19 protein-coding genes and 1 riboswitch are annotated in these 24,369 nt (G+C 48.6%); of the genes, 6 read left to right on the forward strand and 13 right to left on the reverse strand.

Annotated elements, in window-relative coordinates; translation table 11 throughout:
• Nucleotides 1-181: 181 nt before the first annotated feature.
• The gene (locus B9Y93_RS11275) at nt 182-2,155 is read right to left on the reverse strand and encodes a methyl-accepting chemotaxis protein (protein ID WP_176228902.1); all 1,974 of its coding nucleotides are present in this window, start codon (nt 2,153-2,155) and stop codon (nt 182-184) included.
• Nucleotides 2,156-2,616: 461 nt separating this feature from the next.
• Nucleotides 2,617-2,806, forward strand: a riboswitch (Lysine riboswitch).
• Nucleotides 2,807-2,934: 128 nt separating this feature from the next.
• Between B9Y93_RS11275 and B9Y93_RS11280 the strand changes: the two genes are divergently transcribed.
• Nucleotides 2,935-4,386, forward strand: a complete 1,452-nt coding sequence (locus B9Y93_RS11280) for an amino acid permease (RefSeq protein ID WP_085494498.1) — start codon at nt 2,935-2,937, stop codon at nt 4,384-4,386.
• 167 nt (nt 4,387-4,553) lie between these two features.
• Here B9Y93_RS11280 and B9Y93_RS11285 read toward each other — a convergent pair whose 3' ends face one another.
• From B9Y93_RS11285 to B9Y93_RS11295, 3 genes are all read right to left on the reverse strand, one after another.
• Entirely contained in the window at nt 4,554-7,016 is a 2,463-nt protein-coding gene (locus B9Y93_RS11285; protein WP_244903373.1) for a glycoside hydrolase family 95 protein, read from the reverse strand.
• 124 nt (nt 7,017-7,140) lie between these two features.
• Nucleotides 7,141-8,391: an alpha-L-fucosidase gene (locus tag B9Y93_RS11290; protein WP_085494500.1), complete on the reverse strand. Its 1,251-nt coding sequence runs from the start codon at nt 8,389-8,391 to the stop codon at nt 7,141-7,143.
• 540 nt (nt 8,392-8,931) lie between these two features.
• Complete coding sequence (locus B9Y93_RS11295; protein ID WP_085494501.1) at nt 8,932-9,849, reverse strand: transglutaminase domain-containing protein; 918 nt, start codon at nt 9,847-9,849, stop codon at nt 8,932-8,934.
• Nucleotides 9,850-10,270: 421 nt separating this feature from the next.
• Here B9Y93_RS11295 and B9Y93_RS11300 point away from each other — a divergent pair, with 421 nt between their 5' ends.
• Nucleotides 10,271-11,011: an HAD family hydrolase gene (locus B9Y93_RS11300; protein WP_085494502.1), complete on the forward strand. Its 741-nt coding sequence runs from the start codon at nt 10,271-10,273 to the stop codon at nt 11,009-11,011.
• Between the two features lie 172 nt (nt 11,012-11,183).
• Here B9Y93_RS11300 and B9Y93_RS25055 read toward each other — a convergent pair whose 3' ends face one another.
• The 3 genes from B9Y93_RS25055 to B9Y93_RS11310 all read right to left on the reverse strand — a co-directional run bounded on the left by B9Y93_RS25055 (nt 11,184) and on the right by B9Y93_RS11310 (nt 13,212).
• On the reverse strand, nt 11,184-11,315 hold the full coding sequence (locus B9Y93_RS25055) for a hypothetical protein (RefSeq protein ID WP_277351685.1): 132 nt from the start codon (nt 11,313-11,315) through the stop codon (nt 11,184-11,186).
• Between the two features lie 182 nt (nt 11,316-11,497).
• A complete protein-coding gene (locus B9Y93_RS11305; RefSeq protein WP_342351855.1) occupies nt 11,498-12,202 on the reverse strand; it encodes a bifunctional 4-hydroxy-2-oxoglutarate aldolase/2-dehydro-3-deoxy-phosphogluconate aldolase in 705 nt (234 codons plus the stop codon).
• Nucleotides 12,203-12,234: 32 nt separating this feature from the next.
• Nucleotides 12,235-13,212, reverse strand: coding sequence for an ROK family protein (locus B9Y93_RS11310; protein WP_085494503.1), 978 nt, complete (start codon nt 13,210-13,212; stop codon nt 12,235-12,237).
• A 276-nt stretch (nt 13,213-13,488) separates the two neighbouring features.
• On the opposite strand from B9Y93_RS11310, the gene B9Y93_RS24880 reads away from it, so the two are divergent.
• The gene (locus tag B9Y93_RS24880; protein ID WP_085494504.1) at nt 13,489-13,698 is read left to right on the forward strand and encodes a hypothetical protein; all 210 of its coding nucleotides are present in this window, start codon (nt 13,489-13,491) and stop codon (nt 13,696-13,698) included.
• Nucleotides 13,699-14,019: 321 nt separating this feature from the next.
• Here the strand turns inward: B9Y93_RS24880 and B9Y93_RS11320 are convergent, their stop codons facing one another.
• From B9Y93_RS11320 to B9Y93_RS11330, 3 genes are all read right to left on the reverse strand, one after another.
• Complete coding sequence (locus B9Y93_RS11320) at nt 14,020-14,673, reverse strand: YkyA family protein (protein WP_085494505.1); 654 nt, start codon at nt 14,671-14,673, stop codon at nt 14,020-14,022.
• Between the two features lie 19 nt (nt 14,674-14,692).
• A complete protein-coding gene (locus B9Y93_RS11325; RefSeq protein WP_244903374.1) occupies nt 14,693-15,556 on the reverse strand; it encodes a polysaccharide deacetylase family protein in 864 nt (287 codons plus the stop codon).
• A gap of 265 nt (nt 15,557-15,821) precedes the next feature.
• Nucleotides 15,822-17,948 (reverse strand): DNA topoisomerase III, encoded by a 2,127-nt coding sequence (locus tag B9Y93_RS11330; RefSeq protein WP_085494507.1) that lies wholly within the window; start codon nt 17,946-17,948, stop codon nt 15,822-15,824.
• 211 nt (nt 17,949-18,159) lie between these two features.
• Here B9Y93_RS11330 and B9Y93_RS11335 point away from each other — a divergent pair, with 211 nt between their 5' ends.
• Nucleotides 18,160-18,636 carry a glutathione peroxidase gene (locus B9Y93_RS11335; protein ID WP_085494508.1) on the forward strand — a complete coding sequence of 159 codons (477 nt, stop codon included), beginning with the start codon at nt 18,160-18,162 and terminating at the stop codon, nt 18,634-18,636.
• Nucleotides 18,637-18,790: 154 nt separating this feature from the next.
• Here B9Y93_RS11335 and B9Y93_RS11340 read toward each other — a convergent pair whose 3' ends face one another.
• Entirely contained in the window at nt 18,791-19,684 is an 894-nt protein-coding gene (locus B9Y93_RS11340; protein WP_085494509.1) for a hypothetical protein, read from the reverse strand.
• Nucleotides 19,685-19,825: 141 nt separating this feature from the next.
• Here B9Y93_RS11340 and B9Y93_RS11345 point away from each other — a divergent pair, with 141 nt between their 5' ends.
• The gene (locus B9Y93_RS11345) at nt 19,826-20,452 is read left to right on the forward strand and encodes a nitroreductase family protein (RefSeq protein WP_085494510.1); all 627 of its coding nucleotides are present in this window, start codon (nt 19,826-19,828) and stop codon (nt 20,450-20,452) included.
• A gap of 205 nt (nt 20,453-20,657) precedes the next feature.
• Here B9Y93_RS11345 and B9Y93_RS11350 read toward each other — a convergent pair whose 3' ends face one another.
• Entirely contained in the window at nt 20,658-21,509 is an 852-nt protein-coding gene (locus tag B9Y93_RS11350; protein ID WP_176228903.1) for a VOC family protein, read from the reverse strand.
• A gap of 224 nt (nt 21,510-21,733) precedes the next feature.
• On the opposite strand from B9Y93_RS11350, the gene B9Y93_RS11355 reads away from it, so the two are divergent.
• The gene (locus B9Y93_RS11355; RefSeq protein ID WP_085494512.1) at nt 21,734-23,551 is read left to right on the forward strand and encodes a glycerophosphodiester phosphodiesterase; all 1,818 of its coding nucleotides are present in this window, start codon (nt 21,734-21,736) and stop codon (nt 23,549-23,551) included.
• Between the two features lie 116 nt (nt 23,552-23,667).
• Here B9Y93_RS11355 and B9Y93_RS11360 read toward each other — a convergent pair whose 3' ends face one another.
• Nucleotides 23,668-24,369 carry an AIM24 family protein gene (locus B9Y93_RS11360; RefSeq protein ID WP_085494513.1) on the reverse strand — a complete coding sequence of 234 codons (702 nt, stop codon included), beginning with the start codon at nt 24,367-24,369 and terminating at the stop codon, nt 23,668-23,670.

Consider the following 24,369-nt stretch of genomic DNA (forward strand, 5'->3'; position numbering starts at 1 on the left):
TTTGTGTTTCTTTTAGCGTAACAGGACAATCATCCTTTACAATAATATTGCGGTTGCTGCTTATTAATCTATAACCACCGCTTCCTAACAACATAATATTGATGCTGTTGCAGTTAATGCTTGTCATCGATTAAGGGTATGAACACATGCGATAAGCTGCACTGAAGCGAGACACTCATGGTTAATCAAGCTTGTAGTTAGCGGTCATCGCCTGTAAGTCCTCAGCAACAGATGCCAGATGATTCGTAGAAGCAGCTATTTCCTGCATGCCAGCACTCTGTTGTTCACTTATGGCTGCCAGCGTCTCCATCTCTGACGTAATCTGAGAAGATTCCGCAATAGAGGCAGCGAAGGCGCCCATCATAAGCTCATTTCTCTCAAGCATTCGCCGGCTGCTGGTATGCATCTCTTCAAGCTGCTCATGTACGCGCGATATCGCGCCAAAGATGGCTTGCAGCTGATCTGCCGTATGCTCCGTTAGATTCTGTCCACTGGCTACAGATTCACTGCTCTTCACCATCACCTGTGACACGGATGAGGAGCAATGCTCGATCTTCTCTACGACATTTGCAATGTCTCCAGCTGCTGCTTGCGTCTCTTGAGCCAGCTTGCGCACCTCCTCCGCTACAACTGCAAAGCCTTTACCATGCTCTCCAGCATGTGCAGCTTCGATGGATGCGTTCATGGACAGCACGTGCGTTTGCTTGGCCAGATGCTGAATAAAGGCCGTCATCTCCCGCACGCGGGACATCTCTTGATTCAGGCGCAGCGTTTCCTGAACAGCCTCATCTGTATGCATGCGTATCTGTTCCATTTGTTCGTTGACGAGCATAACCGATCTCTCGCCTTGCTCCGCCCACTCCTGCATGCGATGAGCTTCCTCTGTCGTCTTCTGTACATACCCGGTTACATCATGAAGGGTTCCGCTCTCCTCTTCCGCCAGTTGATGAACTTCGGTCAATCGCTGTCCAGTTGCTTGGGCTTGCGTGTTTACTTCTCCTACGGAAACCGCCATCTGTTGAATGGAAGCGGCATTCTCGTCCGCATTCGCCGAGAGCTCCTGTGAAGAAGCTGCAAGGCTGGCTGATGAATGCTGAAGCTGAAGCATCATGCGCCTCATCTGCTCCGCCATGGTATTGATATGCGCTGTCATCTGAGCAATCTCATCCCTACGCTTAGCATTCATGGACAGCTTACTGGTCAAGTCTCCGATTGCGATCTTCTCGCTTACACGCTGAACCTGTACGATAGGTGCAATCACATGCTTCGAGAACATCCAGCCGCATACTCCGATGCATGCCAGCAAGATGAAGCTGAAGATGAGCCCTTGCTTGTACATGCTAGAAGCAATCCCTGTCATCTCCTCTTTAGGAATGACAGCCATGACACACAAATGCATTGGATTGCCTTTGTTGTAGCTGACAAACCATTCCTTCTTCTGATGTGTGGTATAGAAATCACCGCGTTCATGATTGAATAGCTCCCCATACAAGCGTCCATCCAAAGAGGTTCCTGCTTCCAGTACAGGGTGCGACACCACCGTATTCGCGCTATCGATCAAGCTCATGTAACCATCTTCGCCAACATGATGCTTGCTGATCGTATCCATAATCTTGTCCATAGCCAGATCAAGTCCCACCACGCCATGATGGTTGGGAAGCTTCATCGAGAAAGTCACGACCATGCTGTCCGTAACATAATCCTTGTACGGCAAGGACACCGCCACTTCTGTCGGAGCAAGCATAGCTTGTTTGTACCACTCCCTCGAAGTGGCATCCACATCTATGTCCACATCGTCGCTATAATAAATCCTGCTATCGATAACTGCAAAAGCTGCCAATACGTTTGCTGCATCGAAGCGGGTGTGCTTCAAGCGCTCTTGAAGCGGTGTTAGATCCTGCATGCCTTCTATGCTGTTACTGAGGCTGTTCAGCATATAGGCAGCTTCGCTGTAGGTCTCATTCATCAGTTGATTCACGGTGTCCGTCATCATCTGTGCTCGGTCTTGAAGGAGATCCTTGGTCTGAGTTGCGGCAATATGAGAAAAAAATGAAATGATTCCCCACGCTGGCAGCATAATGATCACCAATAATAATGTGATCATTTTCACGTTTAAAGAATCACGCCACGTTCTCCAATTGCGTAGTAATGTCATGTTCGGCTCCTTCCTTCTTCTCATTGATTAAAATGGGTCTTTTGTCTCATTAGACAGTTCCATTATCGGCAGGATCATGAGAATTTTGAATCATATAACCTTTTTATTCCGTGGTAATATGAACCATAAGACCTATTTTTACCATCTTTTATTTCTGATATCTGATAATACTCTGCCATTCTTCTATATCTTGAGTCTGTTTATCTGCATTTCTTGCCACCAAACAATTGGATTAATGGCGACGATAGCTTATTGATCTCCTGCATAAATGGATACCATCTTGCTGTAATTTCATCTTGCTGCATATTCGCGAACAAAATGATCAGCATGCTGCCCTCACCATTTTTTTGTCAAAAAATGAACATTGCACCCCTTCCACCTGTTCTATATACTAGGGGAGGTAATAAGACAACGATGCTAGGCATCGATATAGTGCAAATAAATCCTCATTCATATTTCCATGATGAGGTAGAGGTTGCGATCGTTAAGAGTAATGCTCCGGAGGCTGGAAGAGCCTAAGATGGGGCAAGAAAGGAACGACCGCCGAAGTCCGCGCTATCGCTTCCGATAGACGGGTTGGGGCTGTTGCCGAAAGGCGCAGCACTGTCATGCAAGGATTACCCGTCCTATGCATGATGCGCTATCTTTTTTGGGAGGGTATGATGGGGACGGCATAGAGAACCGTTCACGCAGCTATTGCATGTTCGGTTTTTTTGTTGTTAACCTTTCCCTTTCCAGCTCATACTAGATTCATACAACTAAGGAGTGAACTGGACATCATGAGTCAAGAGAATCAACCTCAGCTTCAACGCAATCTCAAAACGAGACACTTGACGATGATCGCCCTAGGCGGTTCCATCGGAACAGGTCTCTTTCTAGCCAGTGGAGGTGCGATTGCACAAGCAGGTCCTGGCGGGGCTCTGCTCGCTTACGCAGCCGTTGGCATTATGGTTTATTTCTTAATGACAAGCCTTGGAGAACTGGCTACCTATATGCCGGAATCGGGTTCCTTTAGCACCTACGCCACACGATTTGTGGACCCTGCCCTAGGCTTTGCCCTTGGATGGAACTTCTGGTTCAACTGGGCCATTACAATCGCATCTGAGCTTGTTGCTGCAACGCTTATCATTAAGTACTGGTACCCAGACAGCAACTCCTTCATATGGAGCGTGCTGTTCCTAGGCATCATTTTCTTCTTGAATTACCTCTCCGTTAAAGGATATGGGGAGTCGGAATATTGGTTTGCCTTAATTAAGATCACGACCGTCATCATCTTCTTGGTGATCGGGGTTATGATGATCTTCGGCATCCTTGGGGGCAGCGAGCATACGGACTTTATTGGATTTGACAACTTTACGATTGGCGATGCGCCATTCCATAGCGGCTTCTTTGCCCTGCTTGGTGTATTCATGGCCGCCGGCTACTCGTTCCAAGGCACGGAGCTGATCGGGGTCGCCGCAGGTGAGAGCGACAATCCGCGCGAGAGCGTGCCGAAGGCCATTCGCCAGATCTTCTGGCGCATCCTGTTGTTCTACATCTTTGCCATCTTTGTCATTGCGATGCTCATCCCATACACCGATCCGAACCTATTGAAAGGTGATGTAACGGATATTAGTGTCAGTCCATTTACCCTTGTCTTTGAAAAAGCAGGCATTGCGTTCGCCGCCTCAGTTATGAATGCCGTTATTCTTAGCTCTGTGCTGTCCGCGGGGAACTCCGGCATGTACGCTTCCACGCGTATCCTGTGGGTGCTGGCGAAGGAAGGCAAAGCACCGCGCTTCCTAGCTAAGCTCAGCAAGAGAGGCGTGCCAATCAACGCGCTTATCCTAACAAGCGCCATCGGCATGCTCGCCTTCTTGGCATCCTTCTTCGGAGATGGCGTCGTATACTTCTGGCTCCTGAATGCATCCGGCATGTGCGGCTTCATTGCTTGGCTTGGCATCGCGATCAGCCATTATCGCTTCCGCAAAGCCTATGTGAAGCAGGGCCATAAGATTGAGGAGCTGCCCTATCGTGCGCGCTGGTTCCCATTCGGGCCGATCTTTGCCTTTGTGCTCTGCTTGATTGTCGTCCTTGGACAATGGCTGCCGGAGCTTAACGCAGAGGCGCCGCAGCTTGCGAACTTCTTAATGCCGTACTTGGGCGTGCCTATATTCCTCGCAGTATGGCTCGGCTATAAGATCAAGCACCGGACAAAGGTCATCCCGCTTGATGAGTGCAAATTCGACTAAGTGATGATGATCAGGAGTCGTAACAACCTGAAATAAAAATAAACCGCAAGTCTCCATGCTATCATGCTAGAGACTTGCGGTTTTTTGTTCATCATTTTACAGAAGTAGATTCAATACGCGCGCCATGTACCAAGTATAGAGGTGAGTGATAGGCAAGGCATGCTCCACTAACGATGTACACGAGATAGTGGACGAAGGAGCATGCATTCCCCTGCCTTCGCAACGATATTCAGCAAGAAATGAGCTGCGCTGTCCTTCGACTTCGCTTCAACTCCCTCTCCCGACTGATCATCTGCTGACGCTGATGCGTGCTCCACTAACCGCAGCACCTCTTCTTGTGAAGTAGAAGCAACGTTTTCATTCTCCTGCTGTGCTCTCTCTATAACGCATTCCAATGGCACAGCACTGCGAACAACGCAAGGATGTCCTGCATCTGATCGGATGAGGGCTGAGGTTAATTGTCCTTCTTCCCAAGCCATATCGACGGTGAAGCCGCCTCTAGCCCGAAGACCCTTCACCTCGCCAGATGGCCATGCCTTTGGCAGAGCTGGAAGCAAATGAAGCATGCCTTCGTGGGACTGCAGCAGCATCTCCGCAATGCCTGCCGTACCTCCAAAGTTCGCATCAATTTGGAACGGCGGATGATCGCCGAACAGATTCGGATGAACTGCCTTTTTCAAAAGAGCCAATATATTCTCGTATGCAAGCTCTCCCTCTTCCAGCCTAGCCCAGAAGTTGATGATCCATGCGCGGCTCCAGCCCGTGTGTCCGCCGCCATGACTGAGCCTGCGCTCCAGCGTCTTTCTCGCTGCATCAGCAAGCTCCGGCGTGCGCCGCTTCGTAATCTGGGAGCCTGGATGAAGCGCAAACAGATGGGAGATATGCCGATGTCCCGGCTCCGGCTCCTCATAATCGACAGCCCACTCCATAATCTGGCCGTACCGCCCGATCTTAGGCTTCGGCAGCCTCTCCCTCGCTTCCTCAACCTGCTCCTTGAAGGCCTTATCCACCTGCAGCACATCGCACGCTTCCATACAGCCCGTAAACAGCTCGTATAGAATCTGCGAATCCATAGACGGACCGATCGCGAGCACACCGCTATTGCCGTTTGGCAGGCGGTACTTATTCTCAGGCGACAAAGAAGGTGTCGTGACAAGCCTTCCTTCGCCATCCTCCACAAGGAAGTCCAAGAAGAACTGCGCTGCTTCCTTCATGATCGGATACGCGCGCTCATGCAAGAACGCCTTATCTAATCCAAAGCGGTAATGCTCCCATGCATGAAGGGCAAGCCAAGCCCCTCCTGTCGGCCAGAATACTGCCGAGGCGTACACGCCCTGCACAGCCGTGTCGGCCCACAGGTCTGAAGCATGATGAGCGACAAAGCCGCGAGCTCCATACATCGAAGCTGCCGTTTTGCGGCCATTCTCCACCAGCCGCTCAAGATAATCGAACAGCGGCTCATGGCAGTCTGCCAAGCCGCATACTTCTGCTGGCCAATAGTTCATTTGCAGGTTAATGTTCAAGTGATAGTCCGACTGCCAAGGCGGTGTGAAGCTCTCATTCCATATGCCCTGCAAATTCGCAGGTAAGGAGCCCGGCCTAGAGCTTGCCATAAGCAGATATCGGCCATACTGGAAGAACAGCGCCAGCAAGCCGGGATCTTCCTTGCCCTCGCGCAGTCGGCGCAGGCGCTCATCCGTAGGAGCGGGAACGGCTGCGTTGACACGAAGGTCCGCCTCCGCCGCTAGGCTAGAATCCCGCTTAGCTTGCCCAGGATTCAAGCCAGACAGCTTAAGACTGACCTGCTGATACCGTTCATAATGCTCCTCCGCATGAGAATGGAGCAGCGCTTCATAGGACGAAGCTGCGGCCTTCTTTATCGCGTATAAGCAGGCTTCACGAGGATCAGCGCAGCGAAAGCTTGTAGCTGCTGCCACCATAATCGTGACCGCATCCGCCTTGTCGATGGACACGAAGCTGCCAGCTGTGCGAACCTGACCGCCGTCCACTATGGCGTGCAGCACAGCCGCATAGTGGACGCCATCTGCCCCACACTGGCCGCTCATGATCAGCGTATCGCCATGAATCGCTTCCAGCTTCTCTTCGAAAGGCCGTCTGCTCCATGTCAGATCCGCGCAGATTGAAGCGGGATGTGAAGCCGTCATGCGCAGCACCATCACTTGATCCACAGCGCTGACAAAGCATTCGCGCCGGTAACCGATATCATGATGCTGGAATACGGTAGCGTGAACACCCGTCGATAGATCCAGCTCTCGCATGTAACCCTGCGCCTCGCCTGACAGCCCATGGCAACGAATCATAACATCTCCAAGCGGCTGATAGGTATTAAAATGCTGGGGCGAGGAGGTCATCGTCAACATCGCAAGCCGCTCTGCTTCTGCAGGCTTGCCTTCAGCCAGCAGCTCGCGAATCGCAGCAAGCGAAGACAGCGCATCTTGGCTTTCACGGGATTTCTTCCCGCCGTACCATAGAGAGTCCTCATTTAATTGCAGACGCTCCTCCTGCACCCCTCCGAACACCATGCCTCCGAAGCGGCCGTTGCCGACAGGGAGAGCTTCCGCCCATCGCCCTGCCGGCTGTGCGTACCAAAGCTTATGTTCAAATTCCAAAGTCAACATCCTCTCTCCATCAGCTTACAAGCCGTCAGCTCTTTGCAGATCTTGATAAGGTCCAGTAGACATGGATGATCATCATGCATTCCCACTTCAAACAAGTTAAAGATTAGTGAGGTGCTTAGCCTGCATAGTGCAGGGACATTTTGCTCAGCTTCGGCTCCCCTTCTGTCTCCAAAAATTCAATTTCAATGCCTCTCACCTTTACAGCAGGAAGACGAATAATCGATTTATGCCCAATGTTGAGGCCTTCATAGAGACGCACACGCTGATGGGATTTCTCCGTTACAACCGTAATGGAGAAGCGGCGTACGGCTTCCCCATCCGTCAGATCCTCTTCAAGGATGATGTGATCTATCAGCTTGGCAGTAGACATGCTGTGAACGAAACGCCCCTCTTCGATCTTGCAAGAAGATATGGTCTCAAGCGGTGATTCGAAGCGGCGTGCGATCTCCTCACCGAATGCCAACAGGCGGTCTGCATCCTCAGCTGGCAATAGCCCTTCGCGATCCGGTCCAATATTAAGCAAAAGGTTCGCGCCGCGTCCAACAGACAAATAATACAAGCCCATGAGCTGATCCACACTCTTGATCGCGTCATCCTGCTCGCTGTAGAACCAATTTGCGCGAAGCTGGACATCGCATTCTGCCGGCAGCCACATGTTTTCCCCCAGCTCATCCTTTTCATCCGTCAGTATCGAAAAGTCCGTGGAATCTACCACATTCCAGCACGGAATTGGGGCGATGCCGTCCTCATTGCCCACCCAGCGGAAATTCGGATCTCCCATATTAAAAATCAAAATATTCGGCTGAAGCTTGCGAATCTCGCGAATAATGCGAGGCCAATCATATTCATGCCCCTCTGACCCGCAGCCGTCAAACCACAAGATATCGATATCGCCATAATTGCCTAGTAGTTCCGTAATTTGATTCACAAAATAATCATCATAAGCCTTTTCATCCTGCGTATAGAAGTCAGCTGAACCATCAAATGGAGAATAGTACAGTCCTGCCTTCAGCCCGTACTTGCGGCAAGCGTCGGTAAATTCACGCACGACATCGCCTTGGCCATCTTTCCAGGAAGAAGCGCTGACCGAGAAGCGGGAATAATGAGTGGGCCAATTGGAGAAGCCGTCATGATGCTTAGCTGTGAGCACCGCGTATGTCATCCCTGCTTCCTTGGCCGTGCGAATCCACTGCTCGCAGTCTAGATTCTTGGGGTTGAAGTTTGCTGGATCCATCGCACGCTCATCAAAATCACGATATCCCTCATAAAACGTACGCAAGCCGAAATGAAGAAACAAACCGAACTCCCAGTCTTGATACTCAAGCTGTCTTGCTGTTGGTTTAATGGACGTTGTAGATGTGGTCATGGCCAACACTCCTTAGCATAGGATTAGGTTTCTCTAAAAAAGATGTTATCGCTAACTTTCTTTACAGTAGTGCCTTTTAAACCTCTCTAAACCGAAGTCCTCCATCTTATCATGCAGCCTGTCATTCACAATCAACAAGCATGCAAGGCATGCTTATAAGAAGCGCAGGCTCCTTTAAATTCGGCTGCAGGCAGCTTCAAGTTAACGCTTACACAACTTCTTTGAGCATAGCAGCTTTCAATTACCCCCATCGTACTTGAAGCGGGGCAAAAGTACAACACCTATTTCATAGAAAAAGGAAATTTTTTTCCCCGACTATCATTTCATAAAATGACCGCAAAAAAGCCAGCCAAAAGATTCTGGCCAGCCTGTTCATACCAAGAGCATCTCCTTGCTCTCACTTCGCTTTAAAGCCCTCTGGAGATGCCTAAGATCAATGTATGCCTATAAATACTTGCTCATATAGCGCTTAACTCTAGTGAGACAATCTCTAAAGAGGCCATTCAAAGATAAGAGAGCACGTTTAGAGGCAGGTGTCATTCATTGATGCGTGCTAAGATACACATGATCGGCAATCGGGGCCTTCAGTTCATCCCAGGTGTGATCCTCTGCCATCTCCTTATCGGAGAGCAAGAAATACGTGTATCTCACTTGATCCTTCTTGTCTGGAACAGGATCATCCCACGTGGCGTCTACATGATACCAGTTGCCTTCAAGCTTCACCATATTCCATGCATGAAGCGTGCCACCAGCCTCGCCTTCCACGATCATGGATGGAATGCCGGCCTCCTCCAACAAGGCCTGCAAGAGAAGAGCATAACCTTGGCAGACCGTCTGTTTGACAGTAAGCGCCTCATACGCCGTCAAATGCTTCATGCTTTCGTCATAGGATACATGCGTCACAACATAATCATGAAGACGCTTAATCTTTTCATAGTCTGATTGCTGATCGTGGATGATGGCTTTAACAATCCGTTTTGCTTCATTGCGGACGAATTGACTCTGTTCAAGCGTTTCTCTGTAGTTCACATATACCGTGATCAAAGCCGCTGTCTCAGTCCCCTTCCAATGGAAGGAATAGCGACTGACGTTATATCGGATGAAGGGATCTGAACGGAGTGATTGATCCATCACTTCTCCGAGCAGCTTCGTCAAGGCGGCAGTATTGCCTTCATATTGAAAAGTAAACATACTCTCTCGCTTCGCCATCTGCTCCGTAACATATTGTCTCATTCGATCTTGGTTCTGAAACGTTTGCTTAGAAGACTCCGCTTCTGCTGTTGACCAATGAACGGCCTGGGTCATCGCTACACTGCATATTGCAACAGCAAGCATCCAGCGCATCATTAATCCTCTGACCCGTTTACGATTCATCCGCATCGTCTTGCGACGAGACAATGGCGAACGAAACCGTGGCCTTGAGACAGGATAGGGTTCCGGTTGGTTAACATGCTTCATCCTTGATCACCTCCGGTTATGGACAAGTACCGCTAATGTGGTGATCGTTATCGTATCATACCTAAAAGAAGAAGACTGTCTAGTTATGGGGTCGAATTCATCATCGTGCTCGTCGTCTATTCGTGAACGCTCGACAGGTAATGTCAGGTCGTGATCCCGTTATCCAAACTCTCGCAAGCCTCCGTCACGAATAGACTGATTCAGAAGCAGGATTTGTGGCGAATGCCCACAGGAAATGACTAAAGAAAATCTTTGCAGCAAGGATAATATCATGATAACTCTCATCATCTGGCGCTTGCTTGATAACGTTCCCATACAGTAACGTTAATAACAGCGGCTATTCTTTGCCTAGTAAATAAAGCACAGTCATAGCTGTAAAGTGATAAATACAATCCAGACCCATAGAAATGAGGAGAGCGATATGGCGGGGATGAACACTCTTTCCGGCGTGTTTTTTGACCTAGATGATACGCTGTATGACCACTTAACCCCTCTACGAAACACCCTGCAGAGCCAACTGAATCTGCCTGACACTTTCAATTATGAAGCGGCTTATCAACGCTTCCGTTATTATAGCGACCACCTCGCCGCGATTCAAAAGGACGCCTTTGCAGCGCATAATGTGGAAGGGCAGCATCGCATGAGGACAGAACGATACATCCGTATGCTGAAGGAATTCGACATTTCCATCACCATGCAGGTTGCAGAACGACTGCAGCAGGATTATTTGAGCCGACAATATGATATCGCATTATTTGAAGGGGCAAAAGAAACAATTCAGCAGCTTAACGAGAAGGGCTGTCTTGTCGGCATCATTACCAATGGGGCCGAAGCCCATCAGCAAAATAAAATTCAAGCCTTGGCTTTGGAGGAGCTTATCTCGACAGAGCATATCTTTATCACCGGCAGGGTTGGCTGGGACAAGCCTGATCCACGAATCTTTCACCATGTGCTGAGTGAAACAAAGATTCTAGCGGAGAATGCTGTCTATATCGGGGATTCATGGCGCAACGACGTTATTGGTGCCCTGGAAGCCGGAATGACCATGATCTGGTTCAACCATCGCCATGCTGATCGGGAGAGTTCGCACCTTCCTCATGCAGAAGTCCGTTCCTATGCAGATATCCAAAGCGAACTGCTGGCAGAGCCCATTTATCGATAACCTAGCAGGAATGACGTCAAAAAGAGGAACAGCAGCGACAGCGAGTTCTATCGAAGCAACGGCATCGGCATGTTGTTCCTATAGGATACATCATTACGACACGAGTGGGAGTTTTGCTTCACGGCTTCGTGTCGTATTTTATTTAGAAGACTATACGAGTCACCGCGCTTTCCTATTCGACCCAATCGATCAAGTTCGGATGCTCATCCATAATCGAGCGATATTGCTCCTTCCATCCATATCGGCTGCATGGATCAAGCTTCATATAACGCTTATACTTTTCCAAACGATGCTCTGATTTCATCCATCCGATATGCTTCAGACGCCCGGCACACGCATCTTGGCTATAAATTGGTGAAAACGCTGCTTTGTCTCTTCGTCGCTCAATAGTAAGGAAGAATTAGAGAAAACAACTACGCCCAAATCAACAAGCACAAAAAAGCAGGCTGCCGACACAGCCTGCTTCTCTATTTTTCTTAGTCGTCCTTATGCCAAGCTTTGGGCTTTAGTTACCCAAAGAGAAGCATGCTCCTCTAACTTTTCATAATTGCCAGCTTGAATCCAATCGGAGCGTACAAGCTTCGAGCCGAGGCCAAATGCTGAGGCTCCAGCCTGCCAGTAGGCTTCTATATTTCCAAGATCGACTCCACCGGTTGCCATGATTGGAATATGGGAGAGTGGTCCTCTTACTTCTCTAATATAGTCTGGGCCTAGCGTGCCCAAAGGGAACAGCTTCAGTGCCTTTGCCCCTGCCTTCCAAGCACGCACCATTTCCGTAGGAGTGAGCACGCCTGGCCATACGTCAATCCCTCGATCAGCAGCATAAGCAACAACTTGTTCATCCAGATTAGGGGAAATGAGATACTGCGCTCCGCTATCTATCGCTTTCTTCGCCATATCCACGTCCAATACCGTACCTGCCCCAATCCAGGCCATGCCCTCAAAACGCTCACGCCAGCGATGCAAAATATGCAATGCACCTTCCGTGTTCAGCGTGATCTCAACTAGCTTCACTCCACCACGAATCAATGCACCTGCTGCGCTGTCTGCTTGCACTCCTGTATATCCTCTAAATATTGCAACTATACGCTCGCTTAATAAGTGAGAAGTCATATCTTGTGCAGATTCTACGATGTTCTGATTCTCTGAACGCTGTAATCGATCAATCCCTTGCGACTGCATCTGCGTCATCCTCTTCCTCCATTCAGCAAGCGCTCCACTAGCTATTTAGCGGATACCGCCTCCATCTTTTCCACACGACTCTTAGCGAATGCTGCACTGCCGATGACACCGCCATCGTCAATCAACTCGCCAATTTTGAGCGTAACATTGTTCATGTAGCCGCTGTAAACCATCTCGGTCAGTGTCTTGCGTGTTGAATCCAAGATCCGATCTCCAGCTAACGCCGATCCGCCGCCGATGACAACAACATCCGGGCTATACAATGTAATGGAATATGCCAAGCCTTTGCCAAGCACCTTCCCTGTATAGTCAAGAATCTCTTGTGCCAGTGCATCCCCTTCATCATAAGCCATCGACACATGGGCCGCGCTCAGTTCACCCGCTTCAAAAGCTTCTCTCAGAATGCTCTCCCGTCCAGCTTCCAAAGCCTCACGTGCTTGGCGCACAATGCCTGTTGCGGAGACAACGGTTTCAAGGCAGCCCTTAAGACCACATCCGCATGGCGTTTTCTCGCCTTCAATCACAACATGTCCAAGCTCCCCAGCCATGAACTTGCTTCCATAATAGAGTTCTCCATGAACAACTGTTGCTGCAGCAAGTCCCGTGCCGATGGTTACGCCGTGAACAACATCAGCTCCCTTGCCGGCTCCGCTCATCGCTTCGCCAAATACATACATGCGAACATCATTATCTATAAATACAGGTGCACCAATTTTCTCTCCTAGAATGCGCGACACTTCAATGTTATTCCACTTTAGGTTAGAGGCGAATACTGCGATCCCTTGAATCGGATCAACGATTCCTGGACAGCCTACCCCTACAGCAATAAGATCCTGCCGTGTTAGATCTGCCATCTCAAGCAGCTCATCGACCATCTTGGCCATCTTGCTTAATACATAGTCGCTCCCCTGTGCAACCTCCGTCGGCTGCTTCACCTTGTGTACTAACTCATACTGCTCATTGACCAGACCCGCTACAATATTCGTCCCTCCGAGATCAATGCCTACCATATAACGCATAAAAATGCTCCTCCTCTAACCATTAACCGGATTATACTACACTCTGCGATCCATTATAGCATCAATGGTAACCTGATAGAGATGTAAATGTAAGCGCAATAGTATCCTTCATGAAATTGACGATAAATTGACACATTTTGGAATGGACATGACTACACGAGCATACAATGTCGCGATATAATATTCTTTATGATTTATATCACACTTTTCTGCTTCATCTTCCAATGCGGTACTCGAAAATGACATTTGGATGCATAACCGAAAGGTGGGTCTCAATTGACTTATGTCGATATTAGCAGTATTAGTCCGCAGCTATTCGTAACCGTGCTCTTTTTTCTGCTTATCGTTTGTCCGCTTGTAAGTCTTGGCATCGTAAGATTATTTCAGCACAAAACCAAAACAGGAATAACTTATATCGCATCAGCGATAATATCCTATATCTTGTTTATTCTCATTGCCGATTTTGTCGCAAGGACATGGACTTAACATGGTCTCGAATATGTGTACGCATGTGATACGATGAGCTGAACAAGTACATATGCATGGAAGCAGGGCCAGTGCTCAACGAGCATTGGCTTTTTTGTTCTCATAAGGCCCCTATCCGGGCACAAGCATGGCATATAGCTTGGTGTAATTAGAATACAAGAACGATGGGACGAATGATTCGTATGCGCAGCGTCGCTCAACAGCCAAAAAAGGGGTGTCCCTTAAGATATAAGATCTTTTGGGACACCCCTTTTCTATGTCAAAGCATGATTGATTAGATGAATAGATCAACATTCCATATGTAGACTTGGATCTATTCTTTTATTTTTGATTAACGCCTGCTGCAGCGTACAGGGCCTGCTTCTTCACATTAAATTGCTCAGTAAAGCCGTTAAACTGCTCTTTAAACTGCTCTGCCTGCTTGAAGGCTTGGTTGCGAGCAGCAACGGATTCTTGGATGCTTTTGAGCTTCGTATCCGTGGCTTTAAGCTGCTCATACACCGCTTGCTCCGCTTTTACCCATTCATCATAGCTCTTATAGAACTGCTGAAATGCCTCATATCTTCCGTTATAAGCGCCAAGCACATCTTGAGCCTGCTGTCTCAAGCCATCATCCTTGATGTCCTTAACCGTTGAAGTCTGGTCTCCAAGCTGCTTCATTGCTTCATCCAACTGTTGTTTTACTTTGTCCATGGCTTGCTTGCGCTCTTCAAGCGCCTTTGCGCTGTTGTCAATTAACGTCTGCACGTTCACATTGGAATCCTTGCCTTGTTCCAAAATGTTCGCATAATGCGCTTGGTCTTTCTCCTCTAATTGCTTCAATTGCTCAAATAACGCGGGTACTTCTGTCTCAGCAGCAGACGCCTTCTCCACATGATCAATAAACAGGTCGATAGCAGGCGTGCCGCAGCCCGTCAGGACGACCAGCATGGTGAGAATAACCGCTGTAGAGCTGATGATCTTGCGCATAAACATGTTATTGCCTCCCTAACGATTACAGCCGTTCATCATGTCTAAAGTTGCATATAAAATGCTGATCCGGATGATATGCTTCAAATTCATATCCTTGAGATCGAATATAATCAATGACCTGCTGCAGAATCTGAGCTGTTTGCTCCCGGTCGTGCATTAAGACAACTTCCGTGTCCTCTGTCAGCTGCGATTGGACCTGACTTAGAATGGCGCTTGGATTGCCAGGATACTTCCAATCATAGGAATCGATTGTCCAATCCCACATTTTAAAGCCTGCATTCGCGATATCTCCTCTGAATTCCTCGCCAATCTGTGGGGCGCTGCCATAAGGCGCACGAATCAGTGTTGGCTTATAACCCGTAATATCATTTACGATGCTCTGCGCTTCTTGGAACTCTTCAATGAAATTCTTGGAGCCACCGCTTTTGTACAATTTAGAATAATCATGAGTCATACTATGAAGCCCGGGATAATGCCCTTCTTCGTACATCCGTTTAACCATGTCCGGGTTATTTTTTGCATTTTCCCCAAGCATAAAGAAGGTTCCTTTAATGTCATTGTTTTTCATGATATCCAACAGCTCTGACGTATGAGCATTAGGTCCATCATCAAAGGTCAGATACACAACTTTGCGCTTCATGCCATTGTATAAAGTAGGCGCGGTCTTGTCTTTGGCTGCCGAACCCATTGCGGCAACCTCCGTGACCACGAAATCCTCACGAATGGTTGATGCGGAAGCTAATGAGTCACCGCTCAGAAGCATTTTCACACCTGCATAAACACCCACACCGACGATAATCAGCATTACAAGCAGCATAAAGATGCGGCCCATTCTTCTTTTCTTCCGATGACGGGAGCTTCGGGATACTACGTTATGACCGTCCAATTCACTCACTTCCTAATCCTTGACTTCATTGTGCATACTTCGACATAACTATACTATGAATCTACGATTGTCGCGTTACAGAAATGTTACAACAATTTCAACAGATCTTAGGTGAACCTCCATTATTACCCTAATATATCCCATATGAAAAAGAGCTCCAATGATTGCAAGTGCAGGTCTGCCTTACCATTCATTGAAGCTCTCTTATAGGTTACAATCTATTCATTTGGATGTGAATTGGAAAATATTAATTTTGTCGAAAAAACTAGGAATCAGATTGCTTATCCAAGGCGGCCTTCAGCAGTTCTCCTAGATTCGAGCCAATAGATTCCTTTTGCTCGTACTTCTTAATCAGCTTGCGCTCTTCATGCTTCTTAAGCTTGCCGCCTCCGCCGTCTAACTTCTCTACAATATTGCAGGATAGGCATTGTACGTACTTGCCAGCTTTGCCGTTCTTAATCTCCATTTTCTTATGACACTGTGGACAGCGGCGATTCGCCAACTGCTTCTCGTTGCTGCGCTTGTAATCACAGTCTTGGTTTGGACAGATGAGCAGCTTTCCTCGCTTCGTCTTCTTCTCCATCAAGCGCGATCCACATGTAGGACAATGACTGTGGCTCAGATTGTGCGGTTTGTAAGTCGCTTCGCTGGTCTTCACCCCGCTGACAAGCTGTTCCGTCATTTGGCGGATTCCCTTCATAAACTCCCCAGAGCGCCGTTCGCCTCGTGCAATGCGCTCCAGGTCTTTTTCCCACTTGGCGGTCAGCTCAGGCGTACGAAGTTCAGGTGACGCAAGTTCAATCAACTGCACGCCTTTTCCTGTCGGCTTCAGGTGGACGCCTTCTCGTTCGATGGTGTCGCTGCCAACCAGCTTCTCGATGATGTCTGCACGAGTGGCTGGGGTTCCAAGCCCATGCTTCTCCATCTGGGTAAGCAGCGTTGCCTCCGTATAACGTGCAGGCGGCTTCGTACGGTCGAGCTGCACATAGATTCGCTTTACCGAGAGCTTGTCATTTACGGACAGCTTAGGTATGCGCTCCTGTTCACGCTCACTCTTTTGATTCGAATCATCGTCATCCTCCCAGTGCTCATCGTAGGCTTGCCGCCAGCCATTCGACAGCATCGTCCGTCCTTTGGCGCTAAAGCTCTCTCCTCCGATGCTCAAGGTCAACACCACCTGCTCGTACTGGGCAGCCGGTAGGAACAAAGCCAAGAAGCGTCTTGCGATCAGGTCATACAGCTTGCGCTCCTCTGTTGTAAGATTATGCAGTCGGAGCGGTTCATCAGTCGGGATAATCGCATGATGATCCGTGACCTTACTGTCATCTACAATGCGCTTTGTAATCACAAGCTTCTCTTTCATAAGCTGCTTCGCCAGCGCTGCATAGGGACCAACCGCCATTCCGGACAAGCGTTCCTTAAGCGTGCCAGTCATATCAGAAGACAGATGTCGGCTGTCTGTTCTTGGATAGGTTACGATCTTATGCTGTTCATACAAGCGTTGAAGCACATTAGAGGTCTGCTTGGCAGAGAATCCATATCTGCGGTTCGCATCGCGCTGCAATTCCGTTAAGTCATAAGCGAGCGGGTGCGGCTCCTGCTTCTTCGATTTTTTCAGATCGGTAACGGTCGCACTTTGACCAGCCAGCCTTTTCACGAGCGCTTGTGAAGCTTCTAGATTGAATTGTCTCGCATCACCGTTGCTTCCGCGCCATATTGCCTCGAAGCCGCCGCAGTCCGCGATGATCATCTCATACTCTTGTGAGCGGAAGTTTTTGATCTCCTGCTCACGCGTCATCAGCATACCAAGGGTTGGGGTTTGCACCCGACCAGCGGACAATGGTGTTTCGAATTTACAAGTCAGGGCCCGCGTCACATTCAGGCCAATGAGCCAATCCGCCTCTGCTCGGCAGCGCGCAGATTCATATAGACGGTCAAAGTCTGATCCAGGACGAAGCTTGCGGAAGCCCTCCTTGATCGCCTTATCCGTCTGAGAAGAGATCCACAAGCGACGAAAAGGCTTATTCCACTTCACCATTTGCATGATCCAACGCGCAAGCAATTCCCCTTCACGCGCGGCGTCGGTCGCAATGATCAATTCCTTGATGTCGCTGCGCTTGCATAGATGCTGCACAGCCTTGAACTGATGAGAAGATTCTCTTAACACCTTCAGCTTCATCCGTTCAGGCATCATCGGAAGATCCTCTAGCTTCCACTGCTGGTACTTCTTATCGTAATCCTCTGGCTCAGCAAGGCCAACCAAGTGACCAAGCGCCCAGGTTACAATGTAATCAGGTCCTTCCATGTACTGCTTATGTTTGCTGCTGCAACCTAATACACGGGCTATCTCTCTAGCTACAGATGGCTTTTCAGCCAGAACTAATGACTTCATGGGTACATCCTTTCTTACACGGGAGTGAGGCTAATGCTGCTTGACAGCTCCCAAGGTTTAAGTACTTTCATTATAACATGTTCCAGACTTTGCTTCTGGCATCTCTATGGAGCATGATAAGCAAGCAGCTTTCGTTGAACTAGGCATTAGGGTATGCTATGCTTCCATTAAAAGGTATCGATGAAATGGTAATCCGAAAGGAGCGATCAAGATGGCAAAGCTTTATGATATAGAAGTCAAGACCTCTGGCGGGACAGGACAATCCCTGCGCGATTATGAAGGCAAAGTAATCTTAGTTGTCAACACGGCCAGCAAATGCGGCTTCACGCCGCAATTTAAGGAATTGCAGGAACTGCATGAGAAATTCAAGGATCAAGGACTCGTTGTTCTAGGCTTTCCGTGTGACCAATTTGCCAATCAGGAGTTTGAGCATTTGGACGAGACCCTCCAGTTTTGCCAAGTGAATTATGGCGTTACATTTCCAATGTTCGCCAAGGTAGACGTCAAGGGAGAGCAGGCCTCCCCATTGTTTAAGCTTCTTACGGAAGAGAAGAAGGGACTGCTCGGATCAGAGGTCAAATGGAATTTCACGAAGTTTCTGATCAATCGCCAAGGCGAGGTCGTTGATCGCTACGCCCCTCAGACGGCGCCATCCAAAATTGCCAAGGACATTGAGAAGCTGCTGTAATAGAGATGATCTAGCACTTGCTGCCGATAACATCTTAATGCCAGCAAATATTTCAACAGCAAATGAGGCTGCACATGTACCCGAACAGGTATAAGTGCAGCCTCATTGTGTACTTATATTGGTGGATGAATCATTCTTGGGATCCGCTTCACGCTCAAGCCGTCCAGTAGGCTTCGAATCGCTTCAATGAACGAATAGCATCCAAGGTTAATAGGCCTTTCCACTCCTGCTTTGCCTCTTCCCAAGCTTCCTCATGCTGTCCCCAACTCCATACGGGATGCCATGCGCCATCTGCTTGCTGATTAGACGTCAAATGCTTCAAATTCGTTTGAATGTACTCTTGAAACTGAGAAAAATAACGTGAATCCTCATCCCTAACGATCTGAAGCGGAGTCAGAACATACTGCTTCCATTGGGAAGAATCCGTGGAAACACAGCTGCTAACCATCTCATCGACCTTCGGAAGCACTTGTGCCAGGTCTTCATCCGGCATGCGCTCGATCATTCGGAGCGCGCACAAGAGCTCATGGAATTCATTCAGCGGTGAACGCTCAAGCATGTATTGAACCGCATGCTCTGTAATCTTCTCACGAAATTCGAGCGGACCATGGGGAAATTCATAGAGGTACCCGACAATTTCAAGGTTCGGGTTCCCCCACCCGTCATACAGATCGCGATAATTCCACCAGGGAGCATGAGGGGCTTGATCAACATGATACGGAACGATCTCCCATCCTTGCTTGCCTGTATCGTACACATCAAGCAAATATCTTATCGCTTCAGCAACCATGGGATGCTCGGGATCTAGCTGCAGATCCGACATGATTTGAAGTGCTGTGGTCGTGGCGATCACAGAAGAATCCTTGAGGCGAATATCAGGCTCAAGGCCATGCCCGAAGCCGCCGTCCTTGTTCTGATAAGCACGCAAAGCGTCAAGCACAGCCTCCACACTCCCTGCTTCAAACTCCCACTCATACCTTGCTCGCTCAAGCGGTCTTGCTCCTTGCTTCATGTACGCAGCAGCCCGCTCCAAATGTGTATGTGCCATCATCATTTCCTCCTCCATATCTACTATCAATTGTTCATAAATTCATCACTTTTATTCCTTTTAGAGTGATGAAATTAACTTACTATTATTCAGTAACTATGATAAAATATATACAAACATGATGAAGAGGAGAATACATACATGAACACTCTTGAAACGGTAATAAAAGAACGCAGATCTGCGCTGAAATTCCTTCCGGAAGTTAAGATCAGCACAGAGGAACTAGACGAGATGTTCAATCTGGTCAAATATGCGCCGTCCTGCTTCAATCTTCAGCATACCCATTATATTGTAATTAATGAACCTGAGCTGCTGGACAAGGCATATGAAGCGTCCTACAAGCAATACAAGGTCAAGTCTGCTTCAGCGGCTATTCTCGTTCTTGGGGATACACAAGCTCACAAGGAAGCGGGCAGATTATACGAGGGAATGATGCATCTCGGAATTCTATCGAAGCAGGAATACGATCAAATGGTTGCAGATACGATAGAGTTCTACGAGCAGCGAGGGGATTCCTTCCTACATGATGAAGCGATTCGCAATGCCAGCTTATCTGCAATGCAGTTTATGCTGATTGCTCAAGACAAAGGCTGGAACACATGCCCCATGATCGGCTTTGATAGCGATCAGATGATGGAGCTCCTTCAAGTACCAGACCGCTATGTCCCGGCTATGCTGATCGCAATAGGCAAGGAGGATCAATCCAAGCTCCGCACAAGAGGATACCGCAAGCCTGTCCGTGAGTTCGTCAGCTATAACCACATCTAAGCGTAACAAGCTGTATTCAGCTGCGCTGTGAACTATCCCATAGAACTTTCTCCTTAAAAATATGTACACATGGCTGTTTCCAACCATTGGATAAAAGGGGAGCAGCCCATTAACACGTAAATAGCCCTCGATCTCCATATCAGTGGAGGTCGAGGGCCATTGCCATTGTTGTCAAAAATATGGGTTTCTTCTTCTAGGATTGCTATTATGGGCGAACATGAAGTTCAATGCGATTGCCCCATGGATCGATAATCGTCGGCACACCATTTGATTGATGAATGACTACCTGCTTGGACTCGAAGCGCTGGATAGTCTCCATAAGACTCGCTTCAGAGTCAAAAGCAAGGCTGTAAGCATACAAGCCCGTGCTGTCCGCTGGCGGCATCGCCGTTCCTGCCCATGTGTTCAGCCCGATATGATGATGGTAGCCACCTGCTGCCACAAACAAGGCTTGCTCACCATACACCGTCATAATGTCAAAGCCTAGACGTTCGACATAGAACGCCTCTGCCGAGGACAAATCGCTCACATGCAGATGAATATGGCCCATGATCGTTCCATTTGGCATCCCGTTCCACGTCTCATCTCCTGCTGCAGTGCGCAGCAAGTCCTCAACATCCAAAGCGATGGTTGTTCCAACTTCATCGACTCGCCCTTCCCACTGCTCTCTCGGACGATCCGCATAGATCTCGATGCCATTGCCTTCAGGATCCGCCAAGTACAACGCCTCGCTGAAGCCGTGATCAGAGGCTCCTTGCATCGGAGTTCTCGATTCTGCCAAATGCATCAGCGCACGCGCCAAGTCGGCTCGGCTCGGAAGCAGAATCGCAAAGTGGTACAAGCCGACCGTACGAGCAGGCTTCACAACATAGCTCGGCTGGTGCTCCAGTATAAGCAGCACATGGTCAGGAGCAACACCCAAATAGACGCGGCTGTCTTCCTGCTTCAACACCTCAAATCCAATTGTCTTCGTATAGAACTCCACCATACGATTCAAATCCTTCACCTTAAGATGCACATGACCAATCGCCGTGTTTGCATGGATGGATGGATTCATTTGCATAACCTCCCCTTCGAGATTCTCATATATTTGCAATCAGCAATTAATTAACAAAAACAAATTTAGTTACTTTATGTAAGTAAGTATATTACAGTAATTGATTGCTGTCAAACTTTTCTTTCACACTCTTCCACACTCCATTAATTTGGGAACAACAAGCTCTTGCTTTATAATAGGAAATGCTGCAATTGATATTCTCTGCAAAAGAAGGACTGTCCATTATGAAATCATCCAAACCACGGCCGAAGCGGCTTCGGTTCGCGTTCACCCGGGAAATGCTTCAGGTATGGAAGCATGCCCTGCAACCTTTTCTGCTGTTTGAACTGGTGTACAAATTATTAACGATCGTTGTATTCGTACCTGTGCTATCGATTCTGTTCAACAAAATTTTGGATTGGGGCAATCTGAATGCCCTCGCCAACTTTGATCTGCTGCGCTTTGTGTTCAGTAGATACGGACTAATCAGCATCGTCGTCATGGCGCCTATTGCCTTTTTGCTCATCTACACCGAATTCGCGGTGCTTATTTATATTGCTTATTATGGAACACTGGGTAAAACCGCCCGAGTACGCGCTGTGCTTCAGCAGGTACTGATCCGACTGCCCCGTGTATGGCGGTTCGGTACATTTGGCACGATCCTATACTTGCTGCTGTTGTTTCCTTTGCTTGATGTCGGCTTCGGGGCTTCGCTGCTGCCAGGCATCCAGATTCCTAACTTTATTACTGGCGAGCTGTTGAAGACTACGTCTGGAGCTGTCCTGCTGACAGCGGTCGGGATCATCATCTTAATCCTGAACCTAATCAGCATCTATGCGCTGCCCATTCTTGTGCTAGAACGGTCCAATCGCTTCTGGCCGGCGATGAAGAAAAGCGCACGGTTATTCTGGCGCAGCAAATGGAGCCTTATCAAGGTAATGATTGAATGGGGGCTCCTGATTGTCATTGCAGGCTTCTTGATCGTAGCCGTTATTGTCGGCGGTGTTCTCCTTATCGCTTATGAAAGCCTGAATGAAGGCTGGACCGGCTTCTTGTTGAGCACACTCGTCAGTATTGGCCTTTACGGCATATCCTTGCTGTTCACGCCGTTATTTATTTCCTTTGTCACCTGCTTGTATCGACGTTACAGCAATCCGCAGGACATTGATCCAAGCCTAAGAAAACTGGATCGGCAAGCCTCGCTGCGGGGACCAAGAAGCCGCCTCTTTATTCAGCGCAACAAAAGCAAGCTGGTCTCTTTTCTGCTCGTTGTTGTCGTAGCTGTCGCTTGGGGAATTACGACGGTATGGAATACGCTTGGCGAACTGCCTGATGAGTTCGTTATCATGGCGCATCGGGGAGATATCCGCTCAGGGGTGGAAAATACGATGGATGCCTTCGAAGGCGCAATACGAGCCGAGGCTGATCTTATCGAGCTTGATCTGCTTCAGACGAAGGATGGAAAGCTAGCTGTCATCCACGACACGAATTTGAAGCGGCTTGCAGGGCGGAATGTGAATGTATACGATCTGACATTGGAGGAGCTTACGAAGATCCCGCTTCGGGAAAATGGATTCGAGGGTTATGTCTCTTCGTTCGAGGGTGTTCTTCAGGCCATGCAGGGACGCATTCGCTTAAATGTAGAATTGAAGACTCATGGCTTCGAGGACGAACATTACGTAGAGACATTTGTGGATACCGTAAGGAAGCTCCATGCGGAACAGGATATCATTGTACAAAGCCTTGATTACGACATCGTGCAGAGAGTAAAAGAGCTCGCTCCTGAGCTTGAAGTGGGCTATGTCATTTTTGCCACGTTGGCGCCCAAGCTGCAATCGTTTCAAGCCGATTTCTTTGTCATTGAGGAGACCTTTGTCAACGCAGGGCGCATCGCCTCGGCCAAGCTTGCCGGAAGACCCTTGTATGTATGGACCGTCAATTCCACCGATGCTGTGCAGCATTTCTACACATTAGGTGTGGACGGGATCATTACCGACATTGCTTCAGATGCGAGACAGGTCATCAATGAATTGATGGACCCGATTATCAAAACAGATTTCTAACGATACGACTGATACGACACAAAAAAGCCTGCAGATGACCCCATGTGCTTTCTGTTCGCAACAAGGTCTTGATCCTGCAGGCTTCATTGTATCTTGTCCTTCCGCCTTCTATGCTGTTACTTGATAATGACATTGCCAAACGGAATGACCTCGCGCAGTACTCGCTTCACAATGCCATCGCCCTCCAGATCCTTCGCGAATTGGGCATCGCTCTTGCCTGTCTGCAGGAGCACATAACCCCTGCCCGTGATCTCCCAGTGATAATTCATGTATTGGCTCGCAAGCGTATTTCCATATACGCGCGGCTTCAGTACGGCGTTCTCAGGATAAGCCACCAGGCAGCCTACATCCACATAGGTCGGCTTGTCGGGATGGAGCTCCATAATATGAAGCGGTCCATTGGATACGATGCCAAGCACGCCGTCAGGCGAGCTGAATTTCATTTTGACTAATTCCCGGGTAATAACGGCATTCTTCAGGGTCTGGATTCGGCGCTCCACCTTCATTCCTTCTGTATAGAACAAGATATGCTTCCACTCGAACAGCAGGTCCGTCCCTTCTGTGATCGGCAGCATCTGAATGCAGAACCCTGCCGGCAGCCCAAGCAAGAATGAAGCAGGCCCTGCAATTCTTGATTGGATAAACTTCCGCTTGCGATACATCCCCGCAATGTCCATAAAGTGATCCTCGCGCTGCTCGGATTGCCCTTGGAAGCTGACAATTTGCTGAGGATGCAGCACGTATACCGCCTCCTGCTCTTCCAACTGAACGGTGACGGCCTGTGACATCACAGTCTGCTGATCACTTACAATATGCAA

It is taken from the genome of Paenibacillus aquistagni (assembly GCF_900177815.1).
GTDB classification, from domain to species: Bacteria; Bacillota; Bacilli; order Paenibacillales; family Paenibacillaceae; genus Paenibacillus_B; species Paenibacillus_B aquistagni.

Bases quoted from the DNA above. Each gene is read 5' to 3' on its own strand.
- B9Y93_RS11275 (WP_176228902.1), bottom strand. From the start codon at position 2,155: ATGACATTACTACGCAATTGGAGAACGTGGCGTGATTCTTTAAACGTG.
- B9Y93_RS11280 (WP_085494498.1), top strand. From the start codon at position 2,935: ATGAGTCAAGAGAATCAACCTCAGCTTCAACGCAATCTCAAAACGAGA.
- B9Y93_RS11290 (WP_085494500.1), bottom strand. From the start codon at position 8,391: ATGACCACATCTACAACGTCCATTAAACCAACAGCAAGACAGCTTGAG.
- B9Y93_RS11295 (WP_085494501.1), bottom strand. From the start codon at position 9,849: ATGAAGCATGTTAACCAACCGGAACCCTATCCTGTCTCAAGGCCACGG.
- B9Y93_RS11300 (WP_085494502.1), top strand. From the start codon at position 10,271: ATGGCGGGGATGAACACTCTTTCCGGCGTGTTTTTTGACCTAGATGAT.
- B9Y93_RS25055 (WP_277351685.1), bottom strand. From the start codon at position 11,315: ATGAAATCAGAGCATCGTTTGGAAAAGTATAAGCGTTATATGAAGCTT.
- B9Y93_RS11305 (WP_342351855.1), bottom strand. From the start codon at position 12,202: ATGACGCAGATGCAGTCGCAAGGGATTGATCGATTACAGCGTTCAGAG.
- B9Y93_RS11310 (WP_085494503.1), bottom strand. From the start codon at position 13,212: ATGCGTTATATGGTAGGCATTGATCTCGGAGGGACGAATATTGTAGCG.
- B9Y93_RS11320 (WP_085494505.1), bottom strand. From the start codon at position 14,673: ATGTTTATGCGCAAGATCATCAGCTCTACAGCGGTTATTCTCACCATG.
- B9Y93_RS11330 (WP_085494507.1), bottom strand. From the start codon at position 17,948: ATGAAGTCATTAGTTCTGGCTGAAAAGCCATCTGTAGCTAGAGAGATA.
- B9Y93_RS11335 (WP_085494508.1), top strand. From the start codon at position 18,160: ATGGCAAAGCTTTATGATATAGAAGTCAAGACCTCTGGCGGGACAGGA.
- B9Y93_RS11340 (WP_085494509.1), bottom strand. From the start codon at position 19,684: ATGGCACATACACATTTGGAGCGGGCTGCTGCGTACATGAAGCAAGGA.
- B9Y93_RS11345 (WP_085494510.1), top strand. From the start codon at position 19,826: ATGAACACTCTTGAAACGGTAATAAAAGAACGCAGATCTGCGCTGAAA.
- B9Y93_RS11350 (WP_176228903.1), bottom strand. From the start codon at position 21,509: ATGAATCCATCCATCCATGCAAACACGGCGATTGGTCATGTGCATCTT.
- B9Y93_RS11355 (WP_085494512.1), top strand. From the start codon at position 21,734: ATGAAATCATCCAAACCACGGCCGAAGCGGCTTCGGTTCGCGTTCACC.